Annotated in this window: 27 protein-coding genes; 20 read left to right on the forward strand and 7 right to left on the reverse strand. The window is 71.6% G+C overall.

The window, feature by feature from the left end:
- Positions 1-182: 182 nt before the first annotated feature.
- Together NKJ47_RS17390 and NKJ47_RS17395 are read left to right on the forward strand one after the other, a co-directional pair.
- Positions 183-1,409: a hypothetical protein gene (locus NKJ47_RS17390; RefSeq protein WP_254459008.1), complete on the forward strand. Its 1,227-nt coding sequence runs from the start codon at positions 183-185 to the stop codon at positions 1,407-1,409.
- Positions 1,410-1,520: 111 nt separating this feature from the next.
- The gene (locus NKJ47_RS17395; RefSeq protein WP_254459009.1) at positions 1,521-2,261 is read left to right on the forward strand and encodes a hypothetical protein; all 741 of its coding nucleotides are present in this window, start codon (positions 1,521-1,523) and stop codon (positions 2,259-2,261) included.
- On the opposite strand, the gene msrA is transcribed toward NKJ47_RS17395, so the two are convergent.
- Together msrA and NKJ47_RS17405 are read right to left on the reverse strand one after the other, a co-directional pair.
- Positions 2,207-2,857 carry a peptide-methionine (S)-S-oxide reductase MsrA gene (gene msrA, locus NKJ47_RS17400; protein ID WP_254459010.1) on the reverse strand — a complete coding sequence of 217 codons (651 nt, stop codon included), beginning with the start codon at positions 2,855-2,857 and terminating at the stop codon, positions 2,207-2,209. The two genes, NKJ47_RS17395 and msrA, sit on opposite strands and share 55 nt — an antisense overlap.
- Positions 2,858-2,961: 104 nt before the next feature.
- Positions 2,962-3,486, reverse strand: coding sequence for an SgcJ/EcaC family oxidoreductase (locus NKJ47_RS17405; protein WP_254459011.1), 525 nt, complete (start codon positions 3,484-3,486; stop codon positions 2,962-2,964).
- 127 nt (positions 3,487-3,613) lie between these two features.
- Between NKJ47_RS17405 and NKJ47_RS17410 the strand changes: the two genes are divergently transcribed.
- From NKJ47_RS17410 to NKJ47_RS17420, 3 genes are read left to right on the forward strand one after another with little or no spacing between them, the layout of a single operon-like run.
- Positions 3,614-4,318 (forward strand): helix-turn-helix transcriptional regulator, encoded by a 705-nt coding sequence (locus NKJ47_RS17410; RefSeq protein WP_254459012.1) that lies wholly within the window; start codon positions 3,614-3,616, stop codon positions 4,316-4,318.
- Positions 4,315-6,225 (forward strand): hybrid sensor histidine kinase/response regulator, encoded by a 1,911-nt coding sequence (locus NKJ47_RS17415; RefSeq protein ID WP_254459013.1) that lies wholly within the window; start codon positions 4,315-4,317, stop codon positions 6,223-6,225. Before NKJ47_RS17410 ends, NKJ47_RS17415 begins: the two co-directional genes overlap by 4 nt.
- Positions 6,222-6,695: a response regulator gene (locus NKJ47_RS17420; protein ID WP_254459014.1), complete on the forward strand. Its 474-nt coding sequence runs from the start codon at positions 6,222-6,224 to the stop codon at positions 6,693-6,695. The genes NKJ47_RS17415 and NKJ47_RS17420 overlap by 4 nt, the downstream gene beginning before the upstream one ends.
- Positions 6,696-6,770: 75 nt before the next feature.
- Here the strand turns inward: NKJ47_RS17420 and NKJ47_RS17425 are convergent, their stop codons facing one another.
- Positions 6,771-6,998: a DUF2007 domain-containing protein gene (locus NKJ47_RS17425; protein ID WP_017912582.1), complete on the reverse strand. Its 228-nt coding sequence runs from the start codon at positions 6,996-6,998 to the stop codon at positions 6,771-6,773.
- Positions 6,999-7,255: 257 nt separating this feature from the next.
- Here NKJ47_RS17425 and NKJ47_RS17430 point away from each other — a divergent pair, with 257 nt between their 5' ends.
- The 8 genes from NKJ47_RS17430 to rlmM all read left to right on the forward strand — a co-directional run bounded on the left by NKJ47_RS17430 (position 7,256) and on the right by rlmM (position 14,161).
- The gene (locus NKJ47_RS17430; protein ID WP_254459015.1) at positions 7,256-9,010 is read left to right on the forward strand and encodes a glutamine--tRNA ligase/YqeY domain fusion protein; all 1,755 of its coding nucleotides are present in this window, start codon (positions 7,256-7,258) and stop codon (positions 9,008-9,010) included.
- A 275-nt stretch (positions 9,011-9,285) separates the two neighbouring features.
- The gene (locus tag NKJ47_RS17435; protein ID WP_254459016.1) at positions 9,286-10,065 is read left to right on the forward strand and encodes a helix-turn-helix transcriptional regulator; all 780 of its coding nucleotides are present in this window, start codon (positions 9,286-9,288) and stop codon (positions 10,063-10,065) included.
- Positions 10,066-10,091: 26 nt separating this feature from the next.
- Entirely contained in the window at positions 10,092-11,051 is a 960-nt protein-coding gene (locus NKJ47_RS17440; RefSeq protein WP_254459017.1) for a DMT family transporter, read from the forward strand.
- Positions 11,052-11,097: 46 nt separating this feature from the next.
- Entirely contained in the window at positions 11,098-11,478 is a 381-nt protein-coding gene (locus NKJ47_RS17445) for an STN domain-containing protein (RefSeq protein ID WP_254459018.1), read from the forward strand.
- A gap of 59 nt (positions 11,479-11,537) precedes the next feature.
- The gene (locus NKJ47_RS17450; RefSeq protein WP_254459019.1) at positions 11,538-11,945 is read left to right on the forward strand and encodes a hypothetical protein; all 408 of its coding nucleotides are present in this window, start codon (positions 11,538-11,540) and stop codon (positions 11,943-11,945) included.
- Positions 11,945-12,502 carry a nucleoside deaminase gene (locus NKJ47_RS17455; RefSeq protein WP_254459020.1) on the forward strand — a complete coding sequence of 186 codons (558 nt, stop codon included), beginning with the start codon at positions 11,945-11,947 and terminating at the stop codon, positions 12,500-12,502. The genes NKJ47_RS17450 and NKJ47_RS17455 overlap by 1 nt, the downstream gene beginning before the upstream one ends.
- A 14-nt stretch (positions 12,503-12,516) precedes the next feature.
- Positions 12,517-13,065 (forward strand): GNAT family N-acetyltransferase, encoded by a 549-nt coding sequence (locus NKJ47_RS17460; protein ID WP_254459021.1) that lies wholly within the window; start codon positions 12,517-12,519, stop codon positions 13,063-13,065.
- A 49-nt stretch (positions 13,066-13,114) separates the two neighbouring features.
- Positions 13,115-14,161: a 23S rRNA (cytidine(2498)-2'-O)-methyltransferase RlmM gene (gene rlmM, locus NKJ47_RS17465; RefSeq protein WP_254459022.1), complete on the forward strand. Its 1,047-nt coding sequence runs from the start codon at positions 13,115-13,117 to the stop codon at positions 14,159-14,161.
- A gap of 125 nt (positions 14,162-14,286) precedes the next feature.
- On the opposite strand, the gene NKJ47_RS17470 is transcribed toward rlmM, so the two are convergent.
- Positions 14,287-15,402 carry a Gfo/Idh/MocA family protein gene (locus NKJ47_RS17470; protein ID WP_254459023.1) on the reverse strand — a complete coding sequence of 372 codons (1,116 nt, stop codon included), beginning with the start codon at positions 15,400-15,402 and terminating at the stop codon, positions 14,287-14,289.
- A gap of 125 nt (positions 15,403-15,527) precedes the next feature.
- Between NKJ47_RS17470 and NKJ47_RS17475 the strand changes: the two genes are divergently transcribed.
- The 4 genes from NKJ47_RS17475 (at position 15,528) to NKJ47_RS17490 (ending at position 18,334) form a co-directional block, all read left to right on the forward strand.
- A complete protein-coding gene (locus NKJ47_RS17475) occupies positions 15,528-16,427 on the forward strand; it encodes an SMP-30/gluconolactonase/LRE family protein (RefSeq protein WP_254459024.1) in 900 nt (299 codons plus the stop codon).
- An 81-nt stretch (positions 16,428-16,508) separates the two neighbouring features.
- Positions 16,509-17,231, forward strand: coding sequence for a hypothetical protein (locus NKJ47_RS17480; protein WP_254459025.1), 723 nt, complete (start codon positions 16,509-16,511; stop codon positions 17,229-17,231).
- Positions 17,232-17,277: 46 nt separating this feature from the next.
- Positions 17,278-17,673 carry an EF-hand domain-containing protein gene (locus NKJ47_RS17485; protein WP_254459026.1) on the forward strand — a complete coding sequence of 132 codons (396 nt, stop codon included), beginning with the start codon at positions 17,278-17,280 and terminating at the stop codon, positions 17,671-17,673.
- Positions 17,674-18,013: 340 nt separating this feature from the next.
- A complete protein-coding gene (locus NKJ47_RS17490; protein WP_254459027.1) occupies positions 18,014-18,334 on the forward strand; it encodes a hypothetical protein in 321 nt (106 codons plus the stop codon).
- Between the two features lie 228 nt (positions 18,335-18,562).
- Here the strand turns inward: NKJ47_RS17490 and comJ are convergent, their stop codons facing one another.
- The 3 genes from comJ to ubiH form a co-directional block, all read right to left on the reverse strand.
- Positions 18,563-18,901 (reverse strand): competence protein ComJ, encoded by a 339-nt coding sequence (comJ, locus tag NKJ47_RS17495; protein WP_254459028.1) that lies wholly within the window; start codon positions 18,899-18,901, stop codon positions 18,563-18,565.
- 244 nt (positions 18,902-19,145) lie between these two features.
- Positions 19,146-20,324, reverse strand: a complete 1,179-nt coding sequence (locus tag NKJ47_RS17500; protein WP_254459029.1) for a UbiH/UbiF family hydroxylase — start codon at positions 20,322-20,324, stop codon at positions 19,146-19,148.
- Positions 20,321-21,535 (reverse strand): 2-octaprenyl-6-methoxyphenyl hydroxylase, encoded by a 1,215-nt coding sequence (gene ubiH, locus NKJ47_RS17505; protein WP_254459030.1) that lies wholly within the window; start codon positions 21,533-21,535, stop codon positions 20,321-20,323. The genes NKJ47_RS17500 and ubiH overlap by 4 nt, the downstream gene beginning before the upstream one ends.
- Before the next feature lie 145 nt (positions 21,536-21,680).
- Here ubiH and NKJ47_RS17510 point away from each other — a divergent pair, with 145 nt between their 5' ends.
- The 3 genes from NKJ47_RS17510 to NKJ47_RS17520 are packed head-to-tail and all read left to right on the forward strand — an operon-like array spanning position 21,681 to position 23,755.
- Positions 21,681-22,265 carry a hypothetical protein gene (locus NKJ47_RS17510; RefSeq protein ID WP_254459031.1) on the forward strand — a complete coding sequence of 195 codons (585 nt, stop codon included), beginning with the start codon at positions 21,681-21,683 and terminating at the stop codon, positions 22,263-22,265.
- Between the two features lie 5 nt (positions 22,266-22,270).
- Entirely contained in the window at positions 22,271-22,825 is a 555-nt protein-coding gene (locus NKJ47_RS17515; protein WP_254459032.1) for a cob(I)yrinic acid a,c-diamide adenosyltransferase, read from the forward strand.
- Between the two features lie 24 nt (positions 22,826-22,849).
- Positions 22,850-23,755: a histone deacetylase family protein gene (locus tag NKJ47_RS17520; RefSeq protein WP_254459033.1), complete on the forward strand. Its 906-nt coding sequence runs from the start codon at positions 22,850-22,852 to the stop codon at positions 23,753-23,755.
- Positions 23,756-23,860 lie beyond the last annotated feature (105 nt).

A 23,860-nucleotide genomic window follows, 5' to 3' on the forward strand; every position in this document is an offset into this window, starting at 1 on the left:
CGGCGACGCTGCCTGACTACAGTTGTCGCCACACCCTGCGACACGCCGGCCGCACCCTGCGGTCCGCCATCGGCGGCTGAGCGCGGCGCCACGGCCGATCCGTGGCGCGCTCGACGCAGCGGCGGGCACGCACCCAGGTGCGGCGGGTGGGTGTTTCCGACGACTTCGACAGGAGAGGGTGCATGCGCGGATGGATGGCGCGTTGTCTGTTTTCGCTGGCGCTTGCCGGCACCAGTGCCGCCGGCGTGGCGGCCGCGCCGACACCGACCCGGGTCGCGATCCTGGGCGTGGAGCACGCCGCACAGCTGGTCTCCGAGCGCGACCAGCCGGGCGTGCTCGCCGCGTTCCTGGAGCAACTCGCACCGGACGCGGTGTGTATCGAGCGCCCGCCCGAGCAGGCGGCGCGAGGCGACTATTACGAATACACCTACGAGGTCCAGGGGGTGATCCTGCCGTACGCCGCGGCGCATCCAGTCGCCCTCTGTCCGATCGACTGGATGCCGCCGGTGGAGGACGCCAAGCTCGGCTTCGGCGTTGATCTGGACACCCCGCTGGAACTGCGCCGCGAGCAGGGTTTCCAGGGCTTCCTGTCGTTCCCCGACAAGGCCGCCCTGCAACGCGACATCTTCGCCGCGGATGCGGCCGAGAACGTGGCCGCGGTGCAGAAGTGGGCGCAGACGCCGGCACCGCGCGCCGACCTGGACCTGCCTCGGCGCCTGTACCTGTACCGCACCTTCCTGCAGGCCCAGCGCATCCGCGCCGCGGCGTTGGCGCATCCGGGCAAGACCGTGCTGGTGGTGGTCGGCTATTTCCACAAGCCGGACCTGGAAGCGATCCTCGCGCACGATCCGGCGATTGCGCTGGTCCAGCCGTCGACGCTGGGGCACCCGGCGGCGGACGCGGTCGAGCGCGCCACCACCGCGACGCAGCGCGCGGCGATCCTCGCCTTCAACCTGCTCGGCACGCAGGCCGACACCGGCAACGTCGACTGGGCATGGATAAGCCGCGTCCTGGATGCGTACGCGGCCGGCGCGTCGGCCGCCGAAACGGCGCTGTTGCGGACCCGCCTGGCGCTGCTGAGCGGCCATCTCGCACCGGCCGAGGCGCGGCGGCGCTACGCGCAGCTCGCCACGGAGACGCCGGCCGAACTCGGGTTCGGCTGGACCGGCGTGCAGGACCACGCGCGCGTGGATTCCTTCTTCGACCCCTTCGGCAACCTGACGGTCCGCCAGCGCGCGACGCTGGAACTGGCGCGGACCTGCTACGCCCTCGGCCAGAACCGCGACGGCGACGCGGCGATCGAACGACTCAAGGCCGACCTGTCGCCGCGCAAGGCGCTGCAGCTTTCCGGCTATGCGGCATGGCTGCGGCCCGCCGCCGGCAAGGGCAGCACGGGCATCGCCAAGTAAGCGGAGGGCGGCGGCCGGACGCACGCGGTCGCCGCGCCCATCGGGATTCGGTCTCGCGCCTTGAGAGGAAGCTATGGCCTGATGCGACCGAGTCCAGTTCGGAGACGCAACATGTCACTCGCCGAGTTCGCAGGTCGCTACAGCCACATCGCCGGCGTCATCGCAGCCGCCGGGGCCCTTCCCATGTTCTTCCTCAAATGGAGGACCGGCTTTCTCGGGCTCTCGGTGAAACGCACGCAACGCCTGTACGCGCTGTCCGTTGACGGCGCCTGGCGAGATACGGATGCGGCCGCCTTGCAGATCGCGGTCGGCAATGCGATCGGGGGCAACCTCGACGCCGACGAGATCAGAATCGCGTTGGAACGCAGCAATGCAGCCAGGGTCCTGACGTACTGCAAGATGGCCAAAGGCATGATTGGCCTGTCGAACGACAAGGCGTCCTTCGTTCCCAAAGGGATCTGGAGATCGGCCAGGAGCTATCGCAAAGGCGCCATTGCGCTGTACCTGGCCGCATTCGTCCCCTGGCTGCTGACGCCGCTTGCCTTCCATCTGCTGGAACCAGCCAAACAGAGCGCCACCGGGGTTGCGCTGGCGATGTTGCTATCGACCCTCATCCTGGCCTGGCTCTGCGCATGTGCGGAAGCCGCTTACCGGCTCACCAGCGACTTCGATCGGAGATACCCCAGGCTTCAACCGCTCACGGCCAGCAAGGGACGGAAACGGGCAGCCCGCACGCAGCGTGCGGGTGCGCCGCAGCCAAGCGCCGGTCGGCCGCGGCGCAGCCTGCGCGTCGAGGCTCAGGCCTCCAGCCCGATCGGGCAACTCACCCCGGTGCCGCCCAGGCCGCAGTAGCCGCCCGGATTCTTGGCCAGGTACTGCTGGTGCTCGTCCTCGGCGTAGTAGAACGGCGGGGCCGGAAACCGGATCTCGGTGGTGATGGCGCCGTAGCCGGCGGCGGTCAGGCGCTGCTGGTAGGCGTCGCGGCTGGCCAGCGCGGCGTCGTACTGCGCCTGAGTGGTGCAGTAGATCGCCGAGCGGTACTGGGTGCCGGTGTCGTTGCCCTGGCGCATGCCCTGGGTCGGATCGTGGCTTTCCCAGAAGGTCTGCAGCAACTGCTCGAAGCGCACGGTCTGCGGGTCGAACGCCACCAGCACCGCCTCGGTGTGGCCGGTCTGGCCGGAACACACCTCGCGATAGGTGGCGTTGGGCGTCTCGCCGCCGGCGTAGCCGACCGCCGTACTGAACACACCCGGCAGCGACCAGAACGCGCGTTCGGCGCCCCAGAAGCAGCCCAGGCCGAACTGCACCTGCTCCAGGCCGGCGAAGGCGTCGCGCAACGGATGGCCGTTGACGAAGTGACGGTTGTGCAGCGGCAGCGGCTGCGCGCGTCCCGGCAGGCTCTCGCCCGGACGCGGCAGGCGCTGCTTGAAGGCACCGATTCCCAACATGGCATGGACTCCTGGCAGCGACGGCGATGTCTTCGTGGATGGCGCTGCCGGCGTCCGCTTTCAAGTGCGCCCGGCCGCCGCGGCGGCGGCGGCGGGCGCGACGTTCACTTCGTCGCGGTGCTGGCCGTGGCGGCGGCGACCGGCTCCGGCATCGCCGAGCTGTGGTGGTTGATGATCAGCCAGCGCCCGTCGCGCTTTTCGTAGACGAAGGTGTAGCGCGCCTGCACCTGGCGGGTGCTGCCATCGGGATTGTCGAGGGTGAAGGTGTAGACGCCGGCGTCGACCGCGCTGTCGTCGTCGAGCAGGCGCACCTGGCGGTAGTTGATGGCACCGCGCGGCTTGGCGGCGAGGAAGTGGCTGAAGTAGTCCTCGATCTCGGCGCGGCTGGCGCGGACCTGGTTGGACACCGTCGGCAGCAGCACGCCGTCGCGGGCGTACAGGTCGGCCACGCGCTGCGGATTGCCGGTGGCCAGCGCCGCGTTCCAGCGATCGAACAGGCCGGCGATCTCGCGTTCGGCGCTGCTGGCCGGCGCCGCCGGCTGGCCGTCGTAGTGCATCGCCGGCGCGGCCAGCGCGGTGGAGGTGGGGGTGGTCAGGCCCAGTGCCAGGGCGAACAGGATGCGACGCATGGGAAGTCTCCGTGTGCTGAGGGGATGCCGTCTCGGGGCGAAGCGAGTATTGGCAGCCGCGGCTTGCGAAAAATCCGCCGGGCGGCATATCCTCGAATATGCCGTTCGGCATACCGGAGACGCGCCCGTGCACAGCCCCTCCAATGCAGGCCAGTGGCGTGAGTCACTGCGCCGCGACGCCGCCGACGCCGCGCGCTGGCAGGCCGTGGCCGCCGCCGCCGCGGCGCTGCGCGAGGCCGGCGATGCCGCGCGGGCCACCGCCCACGCGCTCGCACCCGCCAGCGCCCTGGTCGCGGCCCCGCACGCCGCGGTGCTGGCCTTGCGCGGCGGCCGCTGCCTGGTGCTGGCCAGCCAGGGCGACGCCTTGCCGCCGGGCGCCAGCGTCGCCATCCAGGCGCCCGCCCACGCCTGGCGCCTGCGCGGCACGACCGCCACCGCGGCAGGCGAACTGTGCCTGCCGATCGCCACGCTGGGCGTGCCGTTGGGCACGCTGTGCCTGGGCTGGGACGACGTCCGCACCGTGCCGGCGCCGGAGGACGTGCAGGCCCTGTCCGCGATCGCCGCGCTGCTGGCGCCGCTGGCGGCCGAACCGCCGCGTGCGCCGCGGCGGCGCAAACCGGCGCAGGTCGACCGCCTGGCCGTGCTCAGCGCGCGCGAGCGGCAGGTGCTGGCGCTGTTGTCGCGCGGGCTCACCAATGCCGCGCTCGGCGCCGAACTGGGCATCAGCGCCGGCACCGCCAAGGTCCACGTCGAGCGCATCCTGCACAAGCTGCAGGTGGCCGACCGCACCCAGGCCGCGGTGGTCGCGGTGCAGGCGGGGGTGGCGCTGTGAGGGCGCTGGCGCGGCGCTGGAACGACTGGCCGCTGACCCGCAAGAGTCTGGCGCTGGTGGCGCTGCCGCTGTTGCTGCTGGTGGCGGCGCTGGTGGCGATCTACAGCGTCGAACGGCAGAACATCGCCGCCGAGAACGACGTGCGCCGCACCCTGCAGTTGCTCAGCGACCTGCATGAAGCGCATGCGCTGCTGGCCGAGACCGCCGCCGGTGTGCGCGGCTACCGGCTGGTGCGCCAGGACGCCTTCCTGACCCCGTACCGCGACGCCGAGCCGCGGCTCAAGACCGTGGTGCAACGCCTGTCGCGACGCATCACCGACCTGCGGCAGGCACAGCGTTTCGCCCGCATCCAGCCGCTGTTCGAGGAGAAGATGCAGGGCTGGCGACGGCTGCTGGCGCCGGACCTGAGCCGCGAGGAAGAAATCCGCCAGTTGCGCGAGGGCAAGGTCACCCTCGACATCCTGCGCGCGGAACTGCGCGAACTGCGCAACTACGAGACCGCGCAACTGCAGGTGCGTACCGCCAAGGCGCAGGCACTGCGCCAGCGCAACCTGCTGATCACCCTGTGCGCGGCGATGCTGGGCGGACTCGGCGCCGTGCTCGCGGTGGCCTGGTTCGCCTCGTCGCTGTCGCGGCGCCTGCGCCAGCTCTCGGCCAACGCCGATCGCCTCGGCGACGGCCGGCCACTGGCGCCGCAGCCGCCGGCCGGCGACGAACTGGGCCAGGTCGCGCAACGCCTGCAGCAGGCCAGCACCCTGCTTGCCGCGCGCGCCGAGGAGGCGCAGTCGGCGCGCCGCGAGGCCGAGAGCGCCAACCGCGCCAAGACCGAGTTCCTCTCGCGCAGCAGCCACGAACTGCGCACCCCGCTCAACGCCATCCTCGGCTATGCGCAGGTGCTGGAGATGGACCTGCCGGGCGCGGCGCAGCGCGATCACCTGCAGCACATCCTCGGCGCCGGCCGGCACCTGCTGGGGCTGATCACCGAACTGCTGGACATCGCCCGCATCGAGGCCGACCAGCTCGACCTGAGCCCGCGCCCGGTGCCGGTGCGCAGCGCGCTGGAGGAGGCGCTGGGCCTGGTCGCGCCGGAGGCGCAGGCGCGCGGCATCGTGCTGCGGCCCCCGCAGGTGCCGCCGGAGTGGACCGTGCGCGCCGATCCGCAGCGGCTGCGCCAGGTGCTGATCAACCTGTTGTCCAACGCGATCAAGTTCAACCGCCCGGGTGGCGCGGTGTGGGTGAGTGCCGTGCCCGAAGGCCAATCCCTGGCGCTGGCCGTGCACGACCAGGGCCATGGCCTGACGCCGGCGCAGGTGGAACGATTGTTCACGCCGTTCGAGCGGCTCGGCGCCGAGCGCTCGGCGATCGAGGGCACCGGCCTGGGCCTGGCGCTGAGCAAGCGCCTGACCGAGGCGATGGGCGGACGCATCGCCGTGGACAGCGGCCCGGACGGATCGCGGTTCACCATCGCGCTGCCGCTGGACCGCCCACAGGCAGCGGCACTGCCGGACACGGCCGTGGCGACGACAACGGTGGGCGGGGGACATCGCCAGTTGCTGAGCGTGGAGGACAACCCCTCCAACCAGGCGCTGATCCGCACCCTGGTCGAACGCCGCCCGCACTGGCGGTTGCACGAGGCCGCCAGCATGGCCCAGGCGCACGCGCATCTGCAGCACGCCACGCCCGACCTGATCCTGCTCGACCTGCACCTGAGCGACGGCAACGGCGAGGAGCTGCTGCAGGCGCTGCGCGCGCAGCCGCATACCGCCGCGATCCCGGTGGTGGTGATCAGCGCCGATGCCACCGCGACCACGCTGGCCCGCGTGCAGGGCGCCCCCGTGCGCGCCTATCTGACCAAGCCGCTGGACGTGGCCGACTTCTTTTCCATTCTGGACCGGCACCTCGCATGACCCGCAACGATGTCCTCGCCGCGCGCATCCTGATCGTCGACGACGAACCGACCAACGTCCGCCTGCTGGAGGAACTGCTGCAGCGCGAGGGCTTCCGCCAGGTGGTGGCGACCACCGACCCGCAGCGGGTGCTGGGCCTGGTGGCGGCGTTCGCGCCGGACCTGATCCTGCTCGACCTGATGATGCCGGAGCTGGACGGCTACGCGATCCTGGAGCAACTGGCGCGGCTGGCCGGCCCGTCCAGCTTCCTGCCGGTGATCGTGCTCACCGCCGATCCCAGCCGCAGCGCCCGCCACCGCGCCCTCGGCCTGGGCGCCAAGGACTTCCTGACCAAGCCGCTGGACACCTTCGAGGTGGCCCTGCGGGTCTGGAACGTGGCCGAGACCGTGGTGCTGTTCAAGCGCCTGCGCGCCCTGGCCGTGGCGGATGCCGTGCCGCCTGGGTGGTTGAGGGCCGGGATTGGGGATTAGGGATTGGGGATTGGCAAAAGCGGGGCGCTGCCGTTGCGAATCCCCAATCCCGACTCCCCAATCCCGGCCCCCAAGCTACATCGCCCGCGTCACCTGCCCGCCCAGGCCCAGCGTCATCAGCACTTCCTGGGCCTTTTCCAGCAGTTCGTCGGCCACGCAGACCTGGACCACGCCGAACGGCAGTTCGCCGGCGCCGCCGAGCAGGGCCTCGCCGAACACGAAGGCGGTGATGCCGGCGTCCTCCAGCGCGTGCTTGGCCAGGTGCGCATCGATCAGGTGCTGGGCGCGGTAGGCGATCTGCATGGTCGCGCCCCTCAGCCGTGAGCCGCGGACCCAGGCATGACCTGGGACGAGGGCAGGCAACACAGGCCCGCACACGGGCACGTCAATTGAGAAGGACGCATGACGCAAAGGGCAAGACGGAACGCCTGCATCCGGGCTTCTCTTGGGTGAATTGCTCCGCAGCCTACGCGCCAGGACGGCCGCCGACCAGTCCGGCCAAGCTAAAGCAGCGCTTTACTTACTATAAACTTGCACTTTACTTAGTCTCCGACGCGCGCATGTCCGACACCCCCGCCACCGACGCCTCCGCCCCGGCCGAGAAGAAAGACTTCATCCGCCAGATCGTCCGCGAGGACCTGGCCAGCGGCAAGCACACGGCCGTGCGCACCCGCTTCCCGCCCGAGCCCAACGGCTACCTGCACATCGGCCACGCCAAGGCGATCTGCCTGGACTTCGGCATCGCCGCCGAGTTCGCCGGGCGCTGCAACCTGCGCTTCGACGACACCAACCCGGCCAAGGAAGACCCCGAGTTCGTCGCCGCGATCCAGGACGACGTGCGCTGGCTGGGCTTCGACTGGGCCGAGCTGCGCCACGCCTCGGACTATTTCGAGGTGTACTACCTGGCCGCCGAGAAGCTGATCCGCGACGGCCACGCCTTCGTCTGCGACCTCTCCGCCGAGCAGGTGCGCGAGTACCGCGGCACCCTCACCGAACCGGGCCGCGACTCGCCGTACCGCACCCGCAGCGTCGAGGAGAACCTGGACCTGTTCCGGCGCATGCGCGCCGGCGAGTTCCCGGACGGCGCGCGCACCCTGCGCGCCAAGATCGACATGAGCAGCGGCAACATCAACCTGCGCGACCCGGCGCTGTACCGGATCAAGCACGTCGAGCACCAGAACACCGGCAACGCCTGGCCGATCTACCCGATGTACGACTTCGCGCATTCGCTGGGCGATGCCGTGGAAGGCATCACCCACTCGCTGTGCACGCTGGAGTTCGAGGACCACCGCCCGCTGTACGACTGGTGCGTGGACAAGGTCGACCTCGCCGGCCACCCGGAGCTGCTGCAGCCGCTGCTGGACAAGGGCCTGCCGCGCGAGGCGGCCAAGCCGCGGCAGATCGAGTTCTCGCGGCTCAACATCAACTACACGGTGATGAGCAAGCGCAAGCTGACCCAGCTCGTCGCCGAAGGCCTGGTCGACGGCTGGGACGATCCGCGCATGTACACCCTGCAGGGCCTGCGCCGCCGCGGCTACACGCCGGCCGCGCTGCGCCTGCTGGTCGACCGGGTCGGCATCAGCAAGCAGAACTCGGTGATCGACTTCTCGGTGCTGGAAGGCTGCCTGCGCGAAGACCTGGACGCGCACGCCGCGCGGCGCATGGCGGTGATCGAGCCGCTGAAGCTGGTGCTGGGCAACCTGCCGGAAGGCCACAGCGAGACCCTGACCTTCTCCAACCATCCCAAGGACGAGAGCTTCGGCACGCGCGAGGTGCCGTTCTCGCGCGAGCTGTGGATCGAACGCGAGGACTTCGCCGAAGTCCCGCCCAAGGGTTGGAAGCGCCTGGTCCCGGGCGGCGAAGTGCGCCTGCGCGGCGCCGGCATCGCCCGCGTCGACGAGGTGATCAAGAACGCGGCCGGCGAGATCGTGGAACTGCGCGGCTGGCTCGACCCGGAATCGCGCCCGGGCATGGAAGGCGCCAACCGCAAGGTCAAGGGCACCATCCACTGGGTCAGCGCCGCGCACGCTGTGGAGGCGGAGATCCGCCTCTACGACCGCCTGTTCTCGGTGGAGAAGCCCGACGACGAGTCCGACGGCAAGACCTACCGCGACCACCTCAATCCCGCCTCCAAGCGCAGCGTGCGCGGCTACGTCGAACCCGCCGCCGCGCAGGCCGCGCCGGAGCAGGCGTTCCAGTTCGAGCGCACCGGCTATTTCGTCGCCGACCGCTACGACCACCGCGCCGACGCGCCGGTGTTCAACCGCAGCGTGACCCTGCGCGACACCTGGAGCGGCGGCCAGGGCGGCGCCTGAGCCAGGGAGGGTGCAAAAGCCGGGACTCGGGACTCGGGATTTTCAGCGAGTGCTGGGCGATTGCAATTGCACTGTGGGAGGGGCTTCAGCCCCGACGGGCTTTCCCGATAAGTCGCGTTGGGGCTGAAGCCCTTCCCACAAACAACAGCCACTGTTTTCATCGGATCGTTTGACAGCGATCTGGCTCCGGACACCATGCTGACGCCCCGGGACCCGCCCCAGTCCCCAATCCCGGCGCTTCCCTCCGCCACCGCCCGCGCGCTAGCGTAGCGGGCATGTCGACCGCCCCCATCCTGAGCCTGCGCAGCTACGGCCGCGACGGTACCGCCCATCAGCATGACCACGTGCAATTGGTGCTGCCGCTGCACGGCACGCTGGAACTGGAAGTGGACGGCGGCGGCGCCTATCTGGACCGGTACCGCGCCGCCGTGGTCGCGCCGCAGACCCGGCATGCGCAGTGCGCGCTGGACGCCAACCGCTTCCTGATCGTCGATTGCGCCAGCGATGCCTTCGGCGACGCGGCGCTGGAGCGTCTGCGGCAACAGCCCTTCCTCGATCTGCCGCCACCGTTGCAGGCGCTGCTCGCCGCCCGGACGCCGCATCCAGACCTCGCTATCGCCCATGCCCGGGCCGGTGCCGCCGTGCTGGCCTGGCTGCAGGCGGGCACCGCGCCCCGCGGCTGGCAGCGGCTGCAGACGCTGTGCCGCCGCATCGAAGCCGCGCCCGGCCAGGACTGGCCGGTGCGACGCATGGCGCAACTGGCGCACCTGAGCCCGAGCCGCCTGCACGCGCTGTTCCGCGCCACGCTGGGACGCACGCCGCAGGACTGGGTGGCGGCGCGGCGGTTGGACTGGGTCCGCCGGCAGCTGGCGCACGGCACCCGGCCGATCGCCGCCCTGGCCCAGGACAGCGGCTATGCCGACCAGAGCGCGCTGACCCGCGCACTGAAGCGCGCCACCGTGCAGACCCCGGCCGCCTACCGCCGGCGCGCCAGGACAGGAGTCTGGGACAAGCCGGCCGGCGCCGACAGCGGCATGCTGGGCAGACACGGCTGATACGGCCGCCACGGAAGCGAAACGCAATGCGCGAACGTCTATGGGCAGGGGTCGGCAGCGGCATCGCCGCGGGCGCGCTGTGGGGCCTGGTGTTCCTGGTACCGCAGCTGCTGAGCGCATTTTCCCCGTTGCAACTGGCCGTCTCCCGCTACCTGGCCTATGGCGCCATCGCCGCGGTGGTGCTGCTGCCGCGCTGGCGCGCCGCGACCGCGCCGCTGGGCGCGGCCGAGTGGTGGGCGCTGCTGCGCCTGAGTCTGCTCGGCAACATCGTCTACTACGTGCTGCTGGGCTGCGCGGTGCAGTGGGCCGGCAGCGCCGCCACCGCGCTGATCATCGGCTTGCTGCCGGCAACGGTCACCGTGATCGGCTCGCGCGCGGCCGGCGCGGTCCGCTTGCGCCGGCTCGCCGCGCCCTGTGCGCTGTGCGTGCTCGGGGTGGCGCTGGTCGCGGTGCAGACCCTGGCCGTCGCGCGGCCGCACATTCCCGCCAGCCTCGGCCTGCGCGCGGCGGGACTGGCCTGCGCGATCGGCGCGCTGGCGTGCTGGACCACCTACTCGATCAAGAACGCGCGCTGGCTGCGGCGGCGCCCGGACCTGTCCGGACGCGACTGGTCGCTGCTCACCGGCGTGGTCACCGGTGCGCTGGCCCTGGCGCTGGCGTTGCCGGCCTTCGCCGTGGCCGGCACGGCCCATGCCGGTGCCGACTGGGTGCGCTTCTGGAGCATGGCGCTGGTGCTGGCGCTGTTCGCCTCGGTGATCGGCAACGCCTGCTGGAACCACGCCAGCCGGCTGCTGCCGCTGACCCTGGTCGGGCAGATGATCGTGTTCGAGACCGTGTTCGCGCTGCTGTACGGCTTCCTGTGGGAACAGCGTTGGCCGAGCGTGCTGGAGCTGCTGGCGATCGCCTGCCTGCTCGGCGGCGTGCTGTGGTGCACGCTGGTGCATGCACGGCCGCAGCCGCCCGCACAGGAAGCCAAGCCTGGTTAAGCGGCGCTGCCTAGACTTTGCGCAGGTCCTCCACGGGAATCGCGCCATGCCTACCGTCCTGCGCCGTTGCTGCCCCGCCCTCGTCCTGGCTGCCGCACTGGCCGGCTGCAGCTCCTCCACCGCTCCATCCGGCACAGCGGCGGATTCGGCCGCCAGCGCCAGCGCGCCTGCCGCGACCGGCAAGTGCGACGCCGTCCCCGACCACGCCTACGACCTGCCGGCCGGGCGCTTCGACGAAACCGCCCAGCAGTTGGCCCATGCCACCGGCTGCATGGTCGTGTACCGCGATCCCGGCCTGGCATCGCTGCACGTCAATGCAGTGAAGGGGCAGGTCAGCATCCGCCAGGCGCTGCATCAGGCGCTGGACGGCACCGCACTGCGGATCGCGCAGGAAAACGCGGACACGCTGACCGTCGTGCGCCGCTGACCCGGCGGCGGCGCGGTGGATTGCTACCATGACCGCAATCCACCGCACGGAAGGTTGCCATGCCCCGCCATTTCGCGTCGCTGCTGTGTTCCCTGTGCCTGCTCGCCGGCATGCTGCTGTCCAGCGCCTGCGCACGTAGCGAAACCGCCAAGCCGGCGGTGCCGGCCCCGGCCCCGACGGCATCCGCACCGGGCCTGCCGGTCAAGGTCGACAGCAGTTGCCGCACCGACGCCGATTGCACGGTCAAGAACGTCGGCAACTGCTGCGGCGCGATGCCGGCCTGCGTCAACCGCGACAGCCCCACCGACCCGCAAGGGGTGATGGCGCAGTGCCAGGCCAGCGGGCGCATGAGCGTATGCGGCTCGCCCGCCATCGCCGGCTGCGCCTGCGTGTCCGGGCAATGCAGCGCGCGCCCCGCCCAAGCCGATACACTGCGCGCGCCCCTGCCTGCCGAACCCGTCCGCTGATGCTCTACGCGCAAGTCCACCTCACCCTGCCCGCCTGGATCCACGAGGCGATCGATCCGCAGGCCGTCTACGCCAGCGACGCCGACAAGGTGGCGCTGGCCATCGCGCTGTCGCGACTGAATGTCGAGCACGGCAGCGGCGGCCCGTTCGGTGCGGCGGTGTTCGACAGCGACCGCATCGTCGCGGTCGGCGTCAACCGCGTGGTGCCGCACAACACCTCGCTGGCCCATGCCGAGAACATGGCCTACATGCTGGCCCAGCAGCGGACGCAGAGCTTCCGCCTCAACGCGGCCCTGCCCGGCCCAGTCGCGCTGGCCACCTCGGCCCAGCCCTGTTGCCAGTGCTTCGGCGCCACCGTGTGGGCCGGCATCGACCGGCTGCTGATCGGCGCCCGCGCCGAGGATGTCGAATCGCTGACCGATTTCGACGAAGGCCCGCTGCCGGCCGACTGGGTCGGCGAACTCAACAAGCGCGGCATCGCCGTCGTGCGCGACCTGCACCGCGACGACGCGCGCGCGGTACTCGCCCACTACGGCCAGCACGGCCCGCAGTACTGAAGGCCCCCGCTTCGATGCACGCGACCACGACGCCCGCCGTCCTCACCCCGAACGTGACGATCCGGCGCCTGGCCCTTGCCGATGCCTCCGCACTGAAGGCCTGCCGTCTGGCCGGGTTGCAGGAAGCGCCAGAGGCCTTCATGACGACCGCTGCCGAGGTCGAGGCGACGCCGCTGGCGCAGTTCGAAGCCGAGCTGGCCGATACCGACATCCACTATGCCGGCGCGTTCGATGGCGAGCGGCTGGTGGGCTTCATGCGCAGCGTGCGTTTCTTGCGACGCGCGCGGCGCCACGTCGCCGAAGTGCGCAGCGTGGTGGTGATGGCGTCGCATCGCCGGCAGGGCATCGCCGGCCGCCTGCTCTCGCAGCTGATCGAACAGGCGCACAGCAGCGGTATCGAAGCCTTGCTGCTGACCGTGATCGCCGACAATCTGCCGGCCCGCCGCCTGTACGAGATGGCCGGCTTCAGCGTCTACGGGATCGAGCCGCTCGCAATCCGCCGCGACGGCCGATACCACGATCAGATCCTCATGCGCCTGGCATTGCAGGCGCCGGGTCGATGAGTACCCACGCACCAGCCGTGTCGCGCCGCCTTGCAGAGCGGAGGCGCCCATGAAGAGCGCCGGCCTGCTGTGCTATTGCCGCCAGGGCTTCGAACCGGAGCTGGCGGCCGAACTGACCCAGCGCGCGGCCGACGCCGGGCTGGCCGGCTATGCCCGCACCCAGCGCAACCAGGGCTACGCGGTGTTCGCCTGCGAGGACCCGCAACTGGCCGCGGCGCTGCCTTGGCGCACGCTGGTGTTCGCCCGCCAGACGCTGGCGCTGATCGCCGAGTTGCCCGGGCTGGATCCGGCCGATCGCATCGCGCCGATGCTGGAGGCGCTGCAGGGTCTGCCCAGGCTCGGCGATGTGTGGGTGGAGCATCCGGATTCGGACACGGCCAAGCCGCTGGCCGGGCTGGCGCGCAGTTTCGGCAACGCGCTGCGTCCGGCGCTGCGCAAGGCCGGCCTGCTCACGCCCAAGGAAGACCCGCGACTGCCGCGCCTGCACGTGCTGTTCGTCGCTGGCGATCATGCGTTGCTGGGCCTGGCCCAGCCCGACGATGCCGCGCCCTGGCCGCTGGGCATCCCGCGCCTGCGCCTGCTGCCCGAGGCGCCCTCGCGTTCTGCGCTGAAGCTGGAAGAAGCGCTGCTGGCGCTGCTGACCCCGCACGAGCGCGAGACGCTGCTGCGCCCGGGCATGCGCGCCGCCGACCTCGGTGCCGCCCCCGGCGGCTGGACCTGGGTGCTGACCCGCCAGCACCTGCACGTGACCAGCGTGGACAACGGCCCTCTGCGCCAGCACGTGCTCGACAGCGGCCTGGTCACCCACCTGCGCGCCGACGGCTTCCACTGGAAGCCCGCCCAGCCGCTGGATTGGATGGTCTGCGACATGGTCGAGCAACCGCGCCGCGTCGCCGAGCGGATGGCCACCTGGTTCCGCGAGGGCTGGTGCCGGCACGCGATCTTCAATCTGAAGCTGCCGATGAAGAAGCGCTGGGACGAGACCCGGCTGTGCCTGGACCTGTTCGCCGAACGCGCCGAGCGCCCGCTGCAACTGCGCGCCAAGCAGCTCTACCACGACCGCGAAGAGATCACCGTGCTGGCGATACCGGGCTGAACGGCCGCACGCACACCTCCGGTCTTTCCGGTTTTCGGTAGGAACGGCTTCAGCCGCGACGGCTTTCCTGGGAATGCCTGTGGCGGCTGAAGCCGCTCCTACGCGCAGCACCTTGCCACCGCCCGCTACAGCACGATCCGCGCCCCATCCGCGCGCGCCGAGCGCTGGATCGCTTCGACGATGCGGATGTCGCGCAGGCCTTCCTCGCCGGGCACGCGCAGCGGCGTGCCCTGCAGGATCGCCAGCGCGTCCTCGTCCATCTGCAGCGCCTGCTGGTGCCGCACCCGCGCGTCGAACAGGCGGCCATCGCTGGCCCGGCCGCGCACGCCGTCGTAGGCCTGGAACGGCGCCAGTTCGTACCAGCCGTTCGCGCACTCGGCACGCAGCAGGTTCATGCTGCGGCCGAAACTGGCCGCGCAGGTGGCGATCACCTCGTGCGGGAACTCCAGGGTGAACTGCATGTGCTCGTCGACCTCGTCGAACAGCGCCGGCCGATCCGTGGAACGCCGCGCGCTGACCGCCAGCGGCTCGGCGCCGACCGTGTAGCGCGCCGCGTTGAGCGGATACACGCCCATGTCGTACATCGCGCCGCCGCCGTACTGCGCGCGCAGCCGCCATGGCCGCTGCGCCGGGTCGGTGTCGCCGTAGCCGGCGTAGCCCGCCTCCGCGCGCACGCTGCGCATCGCGCCGAACGGGCGTTCGCCGGCCAGGGCGATGAGGCGCCGGGTGTTGGGCTCGTGCTGCATGCGGTAGCCGATGCTCAGCCGCACCTTGTTGCGCGCGCAGGCGGCGATCATCGCCTGCGCCTGCTCGGCGTGCAGCGCCATCGGCTTCTCGCACCACACGTGCTTGCCGGCGGCCGCGGCGCGCAGGCTCAACGGCGCATGCAGGTGCGGCGGCGTGACCACATACACCACGTCGATGTCCGGGTTGTCGGCGATGCGCTCCAGGTCGTCGTAGCTGTAGACGTTGCGATCCGGGATGCGATAGCGCGCCTGCCACTGCGGGATCTTCTGCGGCGAGCCGGTGACGATGCCGGCCAGGCGGCAGTGCTTGGTCAGGGTGAGGCCCGGGGCCAGCCGATCGCTGGCGTACTGGCCCAGCCCGACCAGGGCCACGCCAAGCGGCTTGCGGCGCCGTGCCGGCACGGCGGCCCAGGCGGGCGATCCCAACAGGCCGGCGGCACCGGCGGACAGGCCGGCCAGCAACAGGCGGCGGCGATTCGGCGAGGACGGCTTCATGCGCAACTCCGACCGGAAGGGTTCCCCACCCTAACCGCTCGCGCGGCATCGGCACTGTGAGCGCTATCGCGCGATGCGGCGGGGCCTCTGGCACACTGCCGCCTCCCCCGCCGTCCGGACACCCGATGCGCTGCCGCCCCTTGCTCGCCGCCCTCGCCCTGCTGCTGGCCTCCCCGGCCGGCGCGCAGGACGCCCTGTTCCGCGCCCGCGACCTGGTCGGCGACGGCGTGTTCACCGACAAGATCGAAGGTCCTGCGACCGGCCCCGATGGCGCGCTGTACGTGGTCAATTTCGCCTACGACGGCAGCATCGGCCGGGTCCAGCGCGATGCCGACGGCCACGCACAGGCGAGCCTGTTCGTGGATCTTCCTGACGGCAGCATCGGCAACGGCATCCGCTTCGACCGCCGCGGGCGCATGTATGTGGCCGACTATGGCCGGCACCGCATCCTGCGCATCGCGTTGCCGAGCAAGCGCATCGAGGTCTATGCCACGCTGCCGGGCGCGTTCCAGCCCAACGACATCGCGACGGCGCCGGACGGCACCCTGTATGCCAGCGACCCGGACTGGAAGCACAACGGCGGCCAGCTGTGGCGCATCGACCGCGACCGCAGCGCGCATCTGATCGAGACCGGCATGGGCACCACCAACGGCATCGAGGTCAGTCCCGACGGCAAGCGCCTGTACGTCAACGAGAGCGTGCAGCGGCGGATCTGGGTCTACGACCGGGCCGCCGACGGCAGCCTGTCGCACAAGCGGCTGTTCGCCAGCTTCGCCGACGCCGGCCTGGACGGCATGCGCTGCGACGTCGACGGCAACCTGTACGTGGCCCGCTACGACGCAGGCAAGGTGATCGTGCTGGCGCCCGACGGCACGCTGCTGCACGAGGTCGCGACCAAGGGCCGCAAGCCCACTAACCTGGCCTTCGGCGGCGCCGACGGACGCGATGTCGACGTGACCCTGCAGGACCGCGGCGCGATCGAAATCTTCCGCAGCGACCGCCCCGGACGCGAGCACGGACGCTGATGGGATGCGTATCGCAGCGGCGTCTCAGTCCGCGCAATGGCCGCCTGGCATCCTGGCTGCACTGACTGGAGGGGCGCGCACATGCAGCCGATCGAACTGAACAACCCGGCCGGCTTCGCCGACGAATTCCTGCGCCTGACCCTGTTGCAGGGCTTCCAGTCGCTGACCAAGCGCGACCTGGAGCTGCTGATCTTCGTGTTGCTGGAACGCGACGGCGCGATCTCGCGCAGCGATTCCAACAACGCGGTGGCGATGCGCCTGCGGGTGACCCCGGCCAAGGTCAAGGGCCTGCGCCGCGACGGCTATGCGCGCTGGCGCGCGCTGGTGCCGGAGGACAACGAGGCGGCGCTGCAGCGCATCGTCGCCACGGTGCTCACCGAGGACAACCTGCGCGCCGGGGCCAAGCACGTCAGCGAGCGCAGCAAGAAGGACGGCTTCCTGGCGATTCGCATCGAACACCCCGACGACCAGCAGCGCTTCGAACAGGCCATCGTCGAGGTCGGCGCCATGCCCGTGTACGAACGCAACCGCGACGTGATGGCGGTGCGCTTCGACACGCTGCTGAAGATCGCCGAGCGCTGGGGCTACCTGCAGCCGGAACCGGAGAAGGTGGCGCAGGCACTGCAGAAGCTGGCGCCCACCGCCGAAGAGGTCGCCGACCTGTTGAAGAAGGACGTGAGCAAGCTACGCTGGGAGGACGTGCGCCGCGCCCTCAACAGCCTCGGCGCCAAGGCCGTCGCCAGCACCGCCGAGGGCGGGCTGAAGGGCCTGTTGAAGCTCGCGTTTCCGTTCATCCCCGGCTGAGCGCCGGGGCCGCCTTCCATCGCCGTTCCGGAGTTTCGTCGTGTCCATGCCCTGCCGTTCCCTCGCCCTGCTCTGCTGCCTGTGCGCCTGCGCCGCGCCGGCCGCGGCGCAGAACCTCACCGCCACCTCCAGCGCCACCACCGAACCGCTGCGCGATGCGCCGGTCAACGTGCGCGCGCAGCCGCTCAGCAGCGGTGTGGTCACCCACCAGGTGCAGTTGCCGGTGACGCCCGGCGAAGCGCCGGTGACCGTGCGCAGCATCCAGCCCGACCGCGTCGCCGGCAGCTACCGCATCGACTTCGAGGCATTGGACACCGACCACGACGGCTACATCAGCCGCAGCGAAGCGCAGGCCAACCCGTCGCTGGCCGACGAGTTCGATGCGTTGGACACCTCCCACAGCGGCCGCCTCAGCCGCGCGCAGCTGGCCGGCTGGCTGTAGGGCCTCTCTCGTCACGCCGGGACACGTTCTGTAGGAGCGGCTTCAGCCGCGACGGGGGCGTCACCGGTAAACCCGTCGCGGCTGAAGCCGCTCCTACGAGGCAAGCTGCATCCGGCTTGCGTGCCGCGGGAGCAGGTGATGCGAAGTGCGCTGTATCGCGCCGACATGCGTCCGGCACCGCCATGGCCGACGCCGGGGCAGCGTCGGCCGCGTTGGGGGGCGTAGTGGAAACGCTTGCTAAACGGCGCCGGCGCAGACGTGCGCAAGCCCGATTTTTTAGCGTCGATTAATTCGATCGGGCCTATGTTCTTGACTCCTTCCCAGCAACAGGAGTCGTGCCATGAACCGCATCGTTCCTCGTCTCGTCCCGTTCGCGTTCGCGCTGCTTGCCGCGCCGGCGCTGGCCATGGCGCAGGCGGCGCCGGACGAAGTGACCCTGCACCAGAACGGCCAGATCATCAACGTCACCTCGGTCGAACCGAACTCGATCGTCGGCGACTACCACATCGATTTCGCCAAGCTCGACCGCAACCATGACGGCTACATCAGCCGCGCCGAGGCCAAGGCCGATCCGACCCTGTACGCCGAGTTCGACGCCGTCGACGTGCATCACCACGGCCGCCTGAGCAAGGCCGATCTGCAAGGCTGGATGGCGACGTGACGCGTCACCCGCACCTCTGCATCCGCGCCCTTTCCACCACACGCGCCGCCTGCGGCCTTCCCGCCGCATGCGGCGCGGCTGTTTTCTGAAACCGCAACAGCGCAAACACCGGCAACACGACAGCCAACGCGTCGCGCAACCGCTTGAGTGCAACTGTAGCCACCAGCGCCGCTGCATCCCGCGTCACGCAGACCCAACGTCCTTCCTCGCCCGCCGCGCTGACGACCTTTACAGCGTCCCGTGCTGCAACGGCGCATCCCGCACCCCGCCCCAGGGATCGTCCAGCAGATAGCACGCCATGACCGGCGCCGCCGCCGGCACCAGGGTGAGCCGGTAATACACCTCGTCGCCTTCGCAGACTTCGTAATACAGTGCGTAGTCGCCGGGCTGCAGCGCCAGCGTCACATCGAAGGCCTCGGCGGCCGACGCCACCTGCACCTGCGCCCCCGGGTCCACCCGGAACGGCACCCGCATGCGCCGCTGCGCACTCGGATCGGACGCGAATGCGGCGCTCAGCAGCAGATGCACCTGCGCGCCGAACGCGTCCTCGGGCAACGGGTCGAACACCACGTAGTCGCGGTGCAGGATCGCCCCCCTGCTGCAGGCTGCGCGGCCCCCAGCGGCAGGCGGCGGCGTCGAAGGCGCGGGCGCGCAGCTGCACCTGGCTGTGCGAAATCAGCAGATCCACGGTCTGCGTCTGTGTTGCGGCCTGCATCGTCGTCCTCCATCGCAGGGACGCGGCCTGTGGGCGGCGCGCCGCTCGGCGCGCGCATCGGGTCCTGCGGCCGCCGCGTCCGGCCGGAACGTGCGCTCACACCCCGGAAGCGCGCTTCCAGAAGCCGTGCATCAGCAGCGGCAACTTGCCGGCCAGCCCCAGCAGCGGGCCGCGCAGCAGGGTCAGGTGCAGGTCGTCGTTGGAGAACAGCCGGTTGATCGCATCGAAGCCATAGGCGGCCACGGTATTGTCGCTGCGGCGGCCGCGCGCCCAACGCGCCAGCCGCTGCGGCGCCGACCAGTCGAGCCGCTGCGCCTGCGCCTGCCGCACCAGCGCCGCCAGCGCGGCGACGTCGCGCAGGCCGAGGTTGACGCCCTGCCCGGCCAGCGGATGCACCACGTGCGCGGCATCGCCCAGCACCAGCAGGCGGCCGCGCTGGTACGCCTCCACCAGCTGCCGGCGCAGCGGGAAGCCCAGCCGTGGCGACAGCGCGCGCACCGCGCCCAGGCGCGCGCCGAAGGCCTGGGTCAGTTCGGCGCCGAACGCCGCGTCGTCCAGCGCCAGCACCCGCGCCGCCTCGGCCTCGGGCAGGGTCCACACGATCGAGCTGCGGCCGTCGGCGAACGGCAGGAACGCCAGCGGGCCGCCCGGCAGGAAACGCTGCCAGGCGGTGTCCTGGTGCGGCTGTTCGGTCTGCACGAAGGCGACCACGCCGCGCTGGCCGTAGTCGTGCGCCGGCGCGTCCAGCCCGGCCAGGCCGCGCAGGGTGGAATCGGCGCCGTCGGCGGCGATCGCCAGGCGCGCGTCCAGGCGGCTGCCGTCGTCCAGGCGCAGGCGCGCGCGCTCGGCCGAGGGCTCCAACGCCTCCACCCGCGCCGGGCAATGCACCTGCACGCCGGCCGCCGGCAGCGCCGCCCACAACTGCTCGACCAACAGGGTGTGTTCGACGATCCAGCCGAGTTGGTCGCGGCCCAGGGTGTCGGCGTCGAAGGCCAGCTCGCCACCGCCGCCGGCATCCCACACGCGCATGCGCCGGTAGGCGCTGGCGCGCTGCGCCAGCACCTGCGGCCACACGCCCAGGCCCTGCAGCAGGGCCGCGTTGTCGGGGGCGAAGGCGTACACGCGCAGGTCCGGCGTGTCCGCCGACCAGCGCGGCGGCTCGCGGCCCTCGACCAGGGCCACCGCTAGGCCTTCGCCGGCCAGGGCCAGCGCGCAGGCCGCGCCAACCACGCCGCCGCCCACCACCACCACGTCCAGCACACCGCGCCGGCTCATGCGCGCGCCTCCCGGCACAGCTGCGGCACGTCGCCGCGGAACCCCATCGCGCCGCCGACCAGGAACGACTGCAGCGGCGCGGCCTGCGCCGCCGCCAGCAGGCCCAGGCTGCGCAGCGGGCGCAGCAGCGGGGTGGGATTGGCGGTCAAGCGCGCCAGCCCGCCGGAGAACGCCACCGTGCGCTGGCGATCCTGTTCGCGGCGCTGCGCGTACTGCTGCAGCAGCGCCGGCGCGCCCGGGTCGGTGCCGTCGCGCTCGATCAGCTCGGCCAGGGTCAGCGCATCGCGCAGGCCCAGGTTGAAGCCCTGCGCGCCCAGCGGGTGCAGGGTCTGCGCGGCATTGCCCAGCAGCACCGCGCGCGCGTCGGTGAGGCGCTCGGCCAGCACCTGCGCGATCGGGTAGGCGCTGCGCTCGCCGCTGCCCAGCAGGCGGCCGACGCGCCAGCCCAGCGCGTCCTGCAGGCGTTGCAGCCAGGCGCCCTCGTCGAGCGCGGCCACCGCCGCGGCGTCTTCGGCGGCGACCGCATGGATCGCGCCGTAATGGCGGTCGCCGCGCGGCAACAAGGCGGTCGGGCCGTCGTCGCGGAAGCGCTCGTAGGCGGTCCCGTCGGGCTGGCGGCTGCCGCGCACCCGCGCCACGAACAGGGTCTGCTGAAAATCGTGGCGCGCCGCGGCGATGCCCAAGGCCTCGCGCACCGCGCTGGCGCTACCGTCGGCCCCGACCAGCAGGCGTGTGTGCAGGACCTGCTCGCTGCCCTCGCACACGATCCGCAGCCGACGCACGCCGTCCTCGGTGTCGGCGTCCAGCGCCACGAACTGCGCCGGGCGGTAGCGGGTGAGCCGCAGCGTCGCCGCCAGGCTGGCCTCCAGCGCCTCGCCGAAGTCGCGCGCGACCACCACCTGGCCGAAGGCCTCGCGTCCGTAGTCGGCGGCCTCCAGCCGCACGCGGCCGAAATCCCCGGCGCGGCTGACGTGGATGCGGCGGATCGGGCCGGTCGGTGCGCGCAGTCGCTGCATCACCCCCAGCGCGCCCAGCGCGTTGACCGTGGCGGCGGCGAAACTGAGATTGCGCTGGTCGAACACCGGCGGCAACGCGCCCGGCGGCGCGGCCTCGACCAGGCCCACGTCCACCCCCAGCCGGTCCAGGGCGATGGCCAGGCTGGCGCCGACCAGGCCGCCGCCGACGATCACTACGTCATGTCGTTTGCTCATCCGGCCATGATACGACCCGCACCCGTCTGGCCGGTGAGCGCCGCCGCCCGCCTTGCGCCGCGCCGCCGGGTCCCGGCAGGTGGCGCTCGCGCGCGCCGCGCTTCCAGTAGAATCCGGGGTCTTACGTGCCCCGGTGCCCGCCGCCATGACGCCTTCCGTCCACCGCCTCCCCGCCCTGCTGCTGTTGACCGCGCTGCTGGCCGCGACCCGCATCAACCACTTCGGGGCGATCCCGGACGCCTCGTGGGCAGTGTTCTTCGTCGGCGGCTTCTACCTGCGCAGCTGGACCCGCTGGGCGTTCCCGCTGCTGATGGCGCTGGCGGTGCTGGTCGACTACCTGGTGATCCGCGGCCAGGGCCTGGATTTCTGGCAGCACTACTGCGTGTCGCCGGCCTACTGGTGCCTGATCCCGGCCTACTTCGTGCTGTGGGCCGGCGGTGCCTGGCTGGCGCGGCACTACCGCGGCGCCGACTGGCGCGCGCTGGGCCTGGCCGCGGCCAGCCTGCTGGTGTCGGTGGCGCTATGCCACCTGCTGGCGCAGGGCAGCTTCTACTGGGTCAGCCGCAGCGTGCCCAACCCGACCCTGGCCGGCTGGTGGCAGAACTACAGCGACTGGCTGCTGCCGTATCTGGGCAGCGCCAGCCTGTACGTGGCGCTGGCCGCGGCGATCCAGGTCGGCGTCGAGCAACTGGCGCGGCTGGGCCAGCGCGGCCAGCCGGTCGGCCACTGATCGGGATGGGCAACCGCCTCTCCAAGATCTACACCCGCACCGGCGACGACGGCAGCACCGGCCTGGGCGACGGCAACCGGGTCGGCAAGGACTCGGCGCGGGTCGCCGCCTACGGCACGGTGGACGAGGCCAACTCGGCGATCGGCGTGGTCCTGGCCTGCCCGCTGGCCGAGGACGTGCAGCAGCTGCTGACCGCGATCCAGCACCAGTTGTTCGACCTCGGCGGCGAACTGTGCATCCCCGGCCATGCCGCGATCCATGCCGCCGACATCGATGCGCTGGAACGGCACCTGGACCGCTACAACGACACCCTGCCGCCGCTGCAGGACTTCATCCTGCCCGCCGGCGGCGAGGCCGCGGCGCGCTGCCACCTGGCCCGCACCATCGTGCGCCGCGCCGAACGCGAGACGGTGGCGCTGTCGCGCCAGGACGCGGTACGCCCGGAAGCGGTGCGCTACCTCAACCGGCTCTCGGACCTGCTGTTCGTGCTGGCACGGGTGCTGGCGCGGGCCGACGGCCACGGCGAAGTGCTGTGGCGCCACGACCGGCGCCAGGCCTGAGCGACGCCCGGGCCGCGGCCGCGCATGCTGATCTACACCCATCCCGCCTGCCTGGGCCACGCGCCAGGACCGGAACACCCGGAACGGCCGGAGCGGCTGGACGCGGTGACGACGGCGCTGCGCGAGGCCTTCCCCGCGCTGGAATGGCGCGAGGCGCCGCTGGCCAAGCTCGGCGACCTGGCCCGGGTCCATGAGCGCGAGCTGATCGATCGCGTCCTGGCCGATCTCGACGGCCCGCAGATGCTCGACGTGGACACGGTGATCTCGCCCGGCTCGCGCGCCGCCGCGCTGCGCGCCGCCGGCGCCGGCGTCGCCGCGGTGGACGCGGTGATGCGCGGCGCCAGCGATACCGTGTTCTGCGCGGTCCGCCCGCCCGGCCATCACGCCACCGCCGACACCGCGATGGGCTTCTGCCTGTTCAACAATGTCGCCGTGGCCGCCGCCCACGCCCGCGACGCGCACGGCCTGGAGCGGATCGCCATCGTCGATTTCGACGTGCATCACGGCAACGGCACCCAGGCGATCTTCGAACGCGAACCCCGGGTGCAGTACCTCAGCACCCACCAGTCCGGGCTGTTCCCGCACACCGGCGGGGTCCACGACCGCGGCGTCGGCAACCTGCACAACGCGCTGCTGCCGCCGGGCAGCGGCGGCTTCCGCTTCCGCAACACCTGGGCCGACCAGATGCTGCCGCTGCTGGACGCGTTCAAGCCGCAACTGCTGCTGATCTCGGCCGGTTTCGACGCGCACATGCGCGACCCGCTGGCCGACCTGATGCTGGACACCGAGGACTTCGCCTGGATCACCGCCGAACTGCGCGCGGTGGCGCAGCGGCACGCCCGCGGCCGGGTGGTGTCCCTGCTGGAAGGCGGCTACGACCTGCAGGCGCTGCGCGAGGGCAGCGTCGCCCACGTCGACGCGCTGCGCTGAGGCCGCCTCTTCCGGTTCCCGGCACCGACGCCGCCACCGATGCGCGCCACCACGGTCCTTCGGGATGTGCCTGGCCAGCAGCTCCGGCCAGGCACACGCGGCGTC

Origin of the sequence: Xanthomonas sacchari, from assembly GCF_024266585.1 — a bacterium.
GTDB lineage: Bacteria > Pseudomonadota > Gammaproteobacteria > Xanthomonadales > Xanthomonadaceae > Xanthomonas_A > Xanthomonas_A sacchari_C.

What these genes read in the sequence shown, in the direction of transcription:
- NKJ47_RS17445 (WP_254459018.1), top strand. Translation starts at nt 11,098, where the DNA reads ATGCCTACCGTCCTGCGCCGTTGCTGCCCCGCCCTCGTCCTGGCTGCC.
- NKJ47_RS17405 (WP_254459011.1), bottom strand. Translation starts at nt 3,486, where the DNA reads ATGCGTCGCATCCTGTTCGCCCTGGCACTGGGCCTGACCACCCCCACC.
- NKJ47_RS17470 (WP_254459023.1), bottom strand. Translation starts at nt 15,402, where the DNA reads ATGAAGCCGTCCTCGCCGAATCGCCGCCGCCTGTTGCTGGCCGGCCTG.
- msrA (WP_254459010.1), bottom strand. Translation starts at nt 2,857, where the DNA reads ATGTTGGGAATCGGTGCCTTCAAGCAGCGCCTGCCGCGTCCGGGCGAG.
- NKJ47_RS17440 (WP_254459017.1), top strand. Translation starts at nt 10,092, where the DNA reads ATGCGCGAACGTCTATGGGCAGGGGTCGGCAGCGGCATCGCCGCGGGC.
- NKJ47_RS17430 (WP_254459015.1), top strand. Translation starts at nt 7,256, where the DNA reads ATGTCCGACACCCCCGCCACCGACGCCTCCGCCCCGGCCGAGAAGAAA.
- NKJ47_RS17435 (WP_254459016.1), top strand. Translation starts at nt 9,286, where the DNA reads ATGTCGACCGCCCCCATCCTGAGCCTGCGCAGCTACGGCCGCGACGGT.
- NKJ47_RS17450 (WP_254459019.1), top strand. Translation starts at nt 11,538, where the DNA reads ATGCCCCGCCATTTCGCGTCGCTGCTGTGTTCCCTGTGCCTGCTCGCC.
- NKJ47_RS17395 (WP_254459009.1), top strand. Translation starts at nt 1,521, where the DNA reads ATGTCACTCGCCGAGTTCGCAGGTCGCTACAGCCACATCGCCGGCGTC.
- NKJ47_RS17390 (WP_254459008.1), top strand. Translation starts at nt 183, where the DNA reads ATGCGCGGATGGATGGCGCGTTGTCTGTTTTCGCTGGCGCTTGCCGGC.
- NKJ47_RS17490 (WP_254459027.1), top strand. Translation starts at nt 18,014, where the DNA reads ATGAACCGCATCGTTCCTCGTCTCGTCCCGTTCGCGTTCGCGCTGCTT.
- NKJ47_RS17420 (WP_254459014.1), top strand. Translation starts at nt 6,222, where the DNA reads ATGACCCGCAACGATGTCCTCGCCGCGCGCATCCTGATCGTCGACGAC.
- NKJ47_RS17480 (WP_254459025.1), top strand. Translation starts at nt 16,509, where the DNA reads ATGCAGCCGATCGAACTGAACAACCCGGCCGGCTTCGCCGACGAATTC.
- NKJ47_RS17460 (WP_254459021.1), top strand. Translation starts at nt 12,517, where the DNA reads ATGCACGCGACCACGACGCCCGCCGTCCTCACCCCGAACGTGACGATC.
- NKJ47_RS17520 (WP_254459033.1), top strand. Translation starts at nt 22,850, where the DNA reads ATGCTGATCTACACCCATCCCGCCTGCCTGGGCCACGCGCCAGGACCG.
- NKJ47_RS17510 (WP_254459031.1), top strand. Translation starts at nt 21,681, where the DNA reads ATGACGCCTTCCGTCCACCGCCTCCCCGCCCTGCTGCTGTTGACCGCG.
- ubiH (WP_254459030.1), bottom strand. Translation starts at nt 21,535, where the DNA reads ATGAGCAAACGACATGACGTAGTGATCGTCGGCGGCGGCCTGGTCGGC.
- NKJ47_RS17455 (WP_254459020.1), top strand. Translation starts at nt 11,945, where the DNA reads ATGCTCTACGCGCAAGTCCACCTCACCCTGCCCGCCTGGATCCACGAG.
- NKJ47_RS17500 (WP_254459029.1), bottom strand. Translation starts at nt 20,324, where the DNA reads ATGAGCCGGCGCGGTGTGCTGGACGTGGTGGTGGTGGGCGGCGGCGTG.
- NKJ47_RS17425 (WP_017912582.1), bottom strand. Translation starts at nt 6,998, where the DNA reads ATGCAGATCGCCTACCGCGCCCAGCACCTGATCGATGCGCACCTGGCC.
- NKJ47_RS17485 (WP_254459026.1), top strand. Translation starts at nt 17,278, where the DNA reads ATGCCCTGCCGTTCCCTCGCCCTGCTCTGCTGCCTGTGCGCCTGCGCC.
- NKJ47_RS17475 (WP_254459024.1), top strand. Translation starts at nt 15,528, where the DNA reads ATGCGCTGCCGCCCCTTGCTCGCCGCCCTCGCCCTGCTGCTGGCCTCC.
- rlmM (WP_254459022.1), top strand. Translation starts at nt 13,115, where the DNA reads ATGAAGAGCGCCGGCCTGCTGTGCTATTGCCGCCAGGGCTTCGAACCG.
- NKJ47_RS17515 (WP_254459032.1), top strand. Translation starts at nt 22,271, where the DNA reads ATGGGCAACCGCCTCTCCAAGATCTACACCCGCACCGGCGACGACGGC.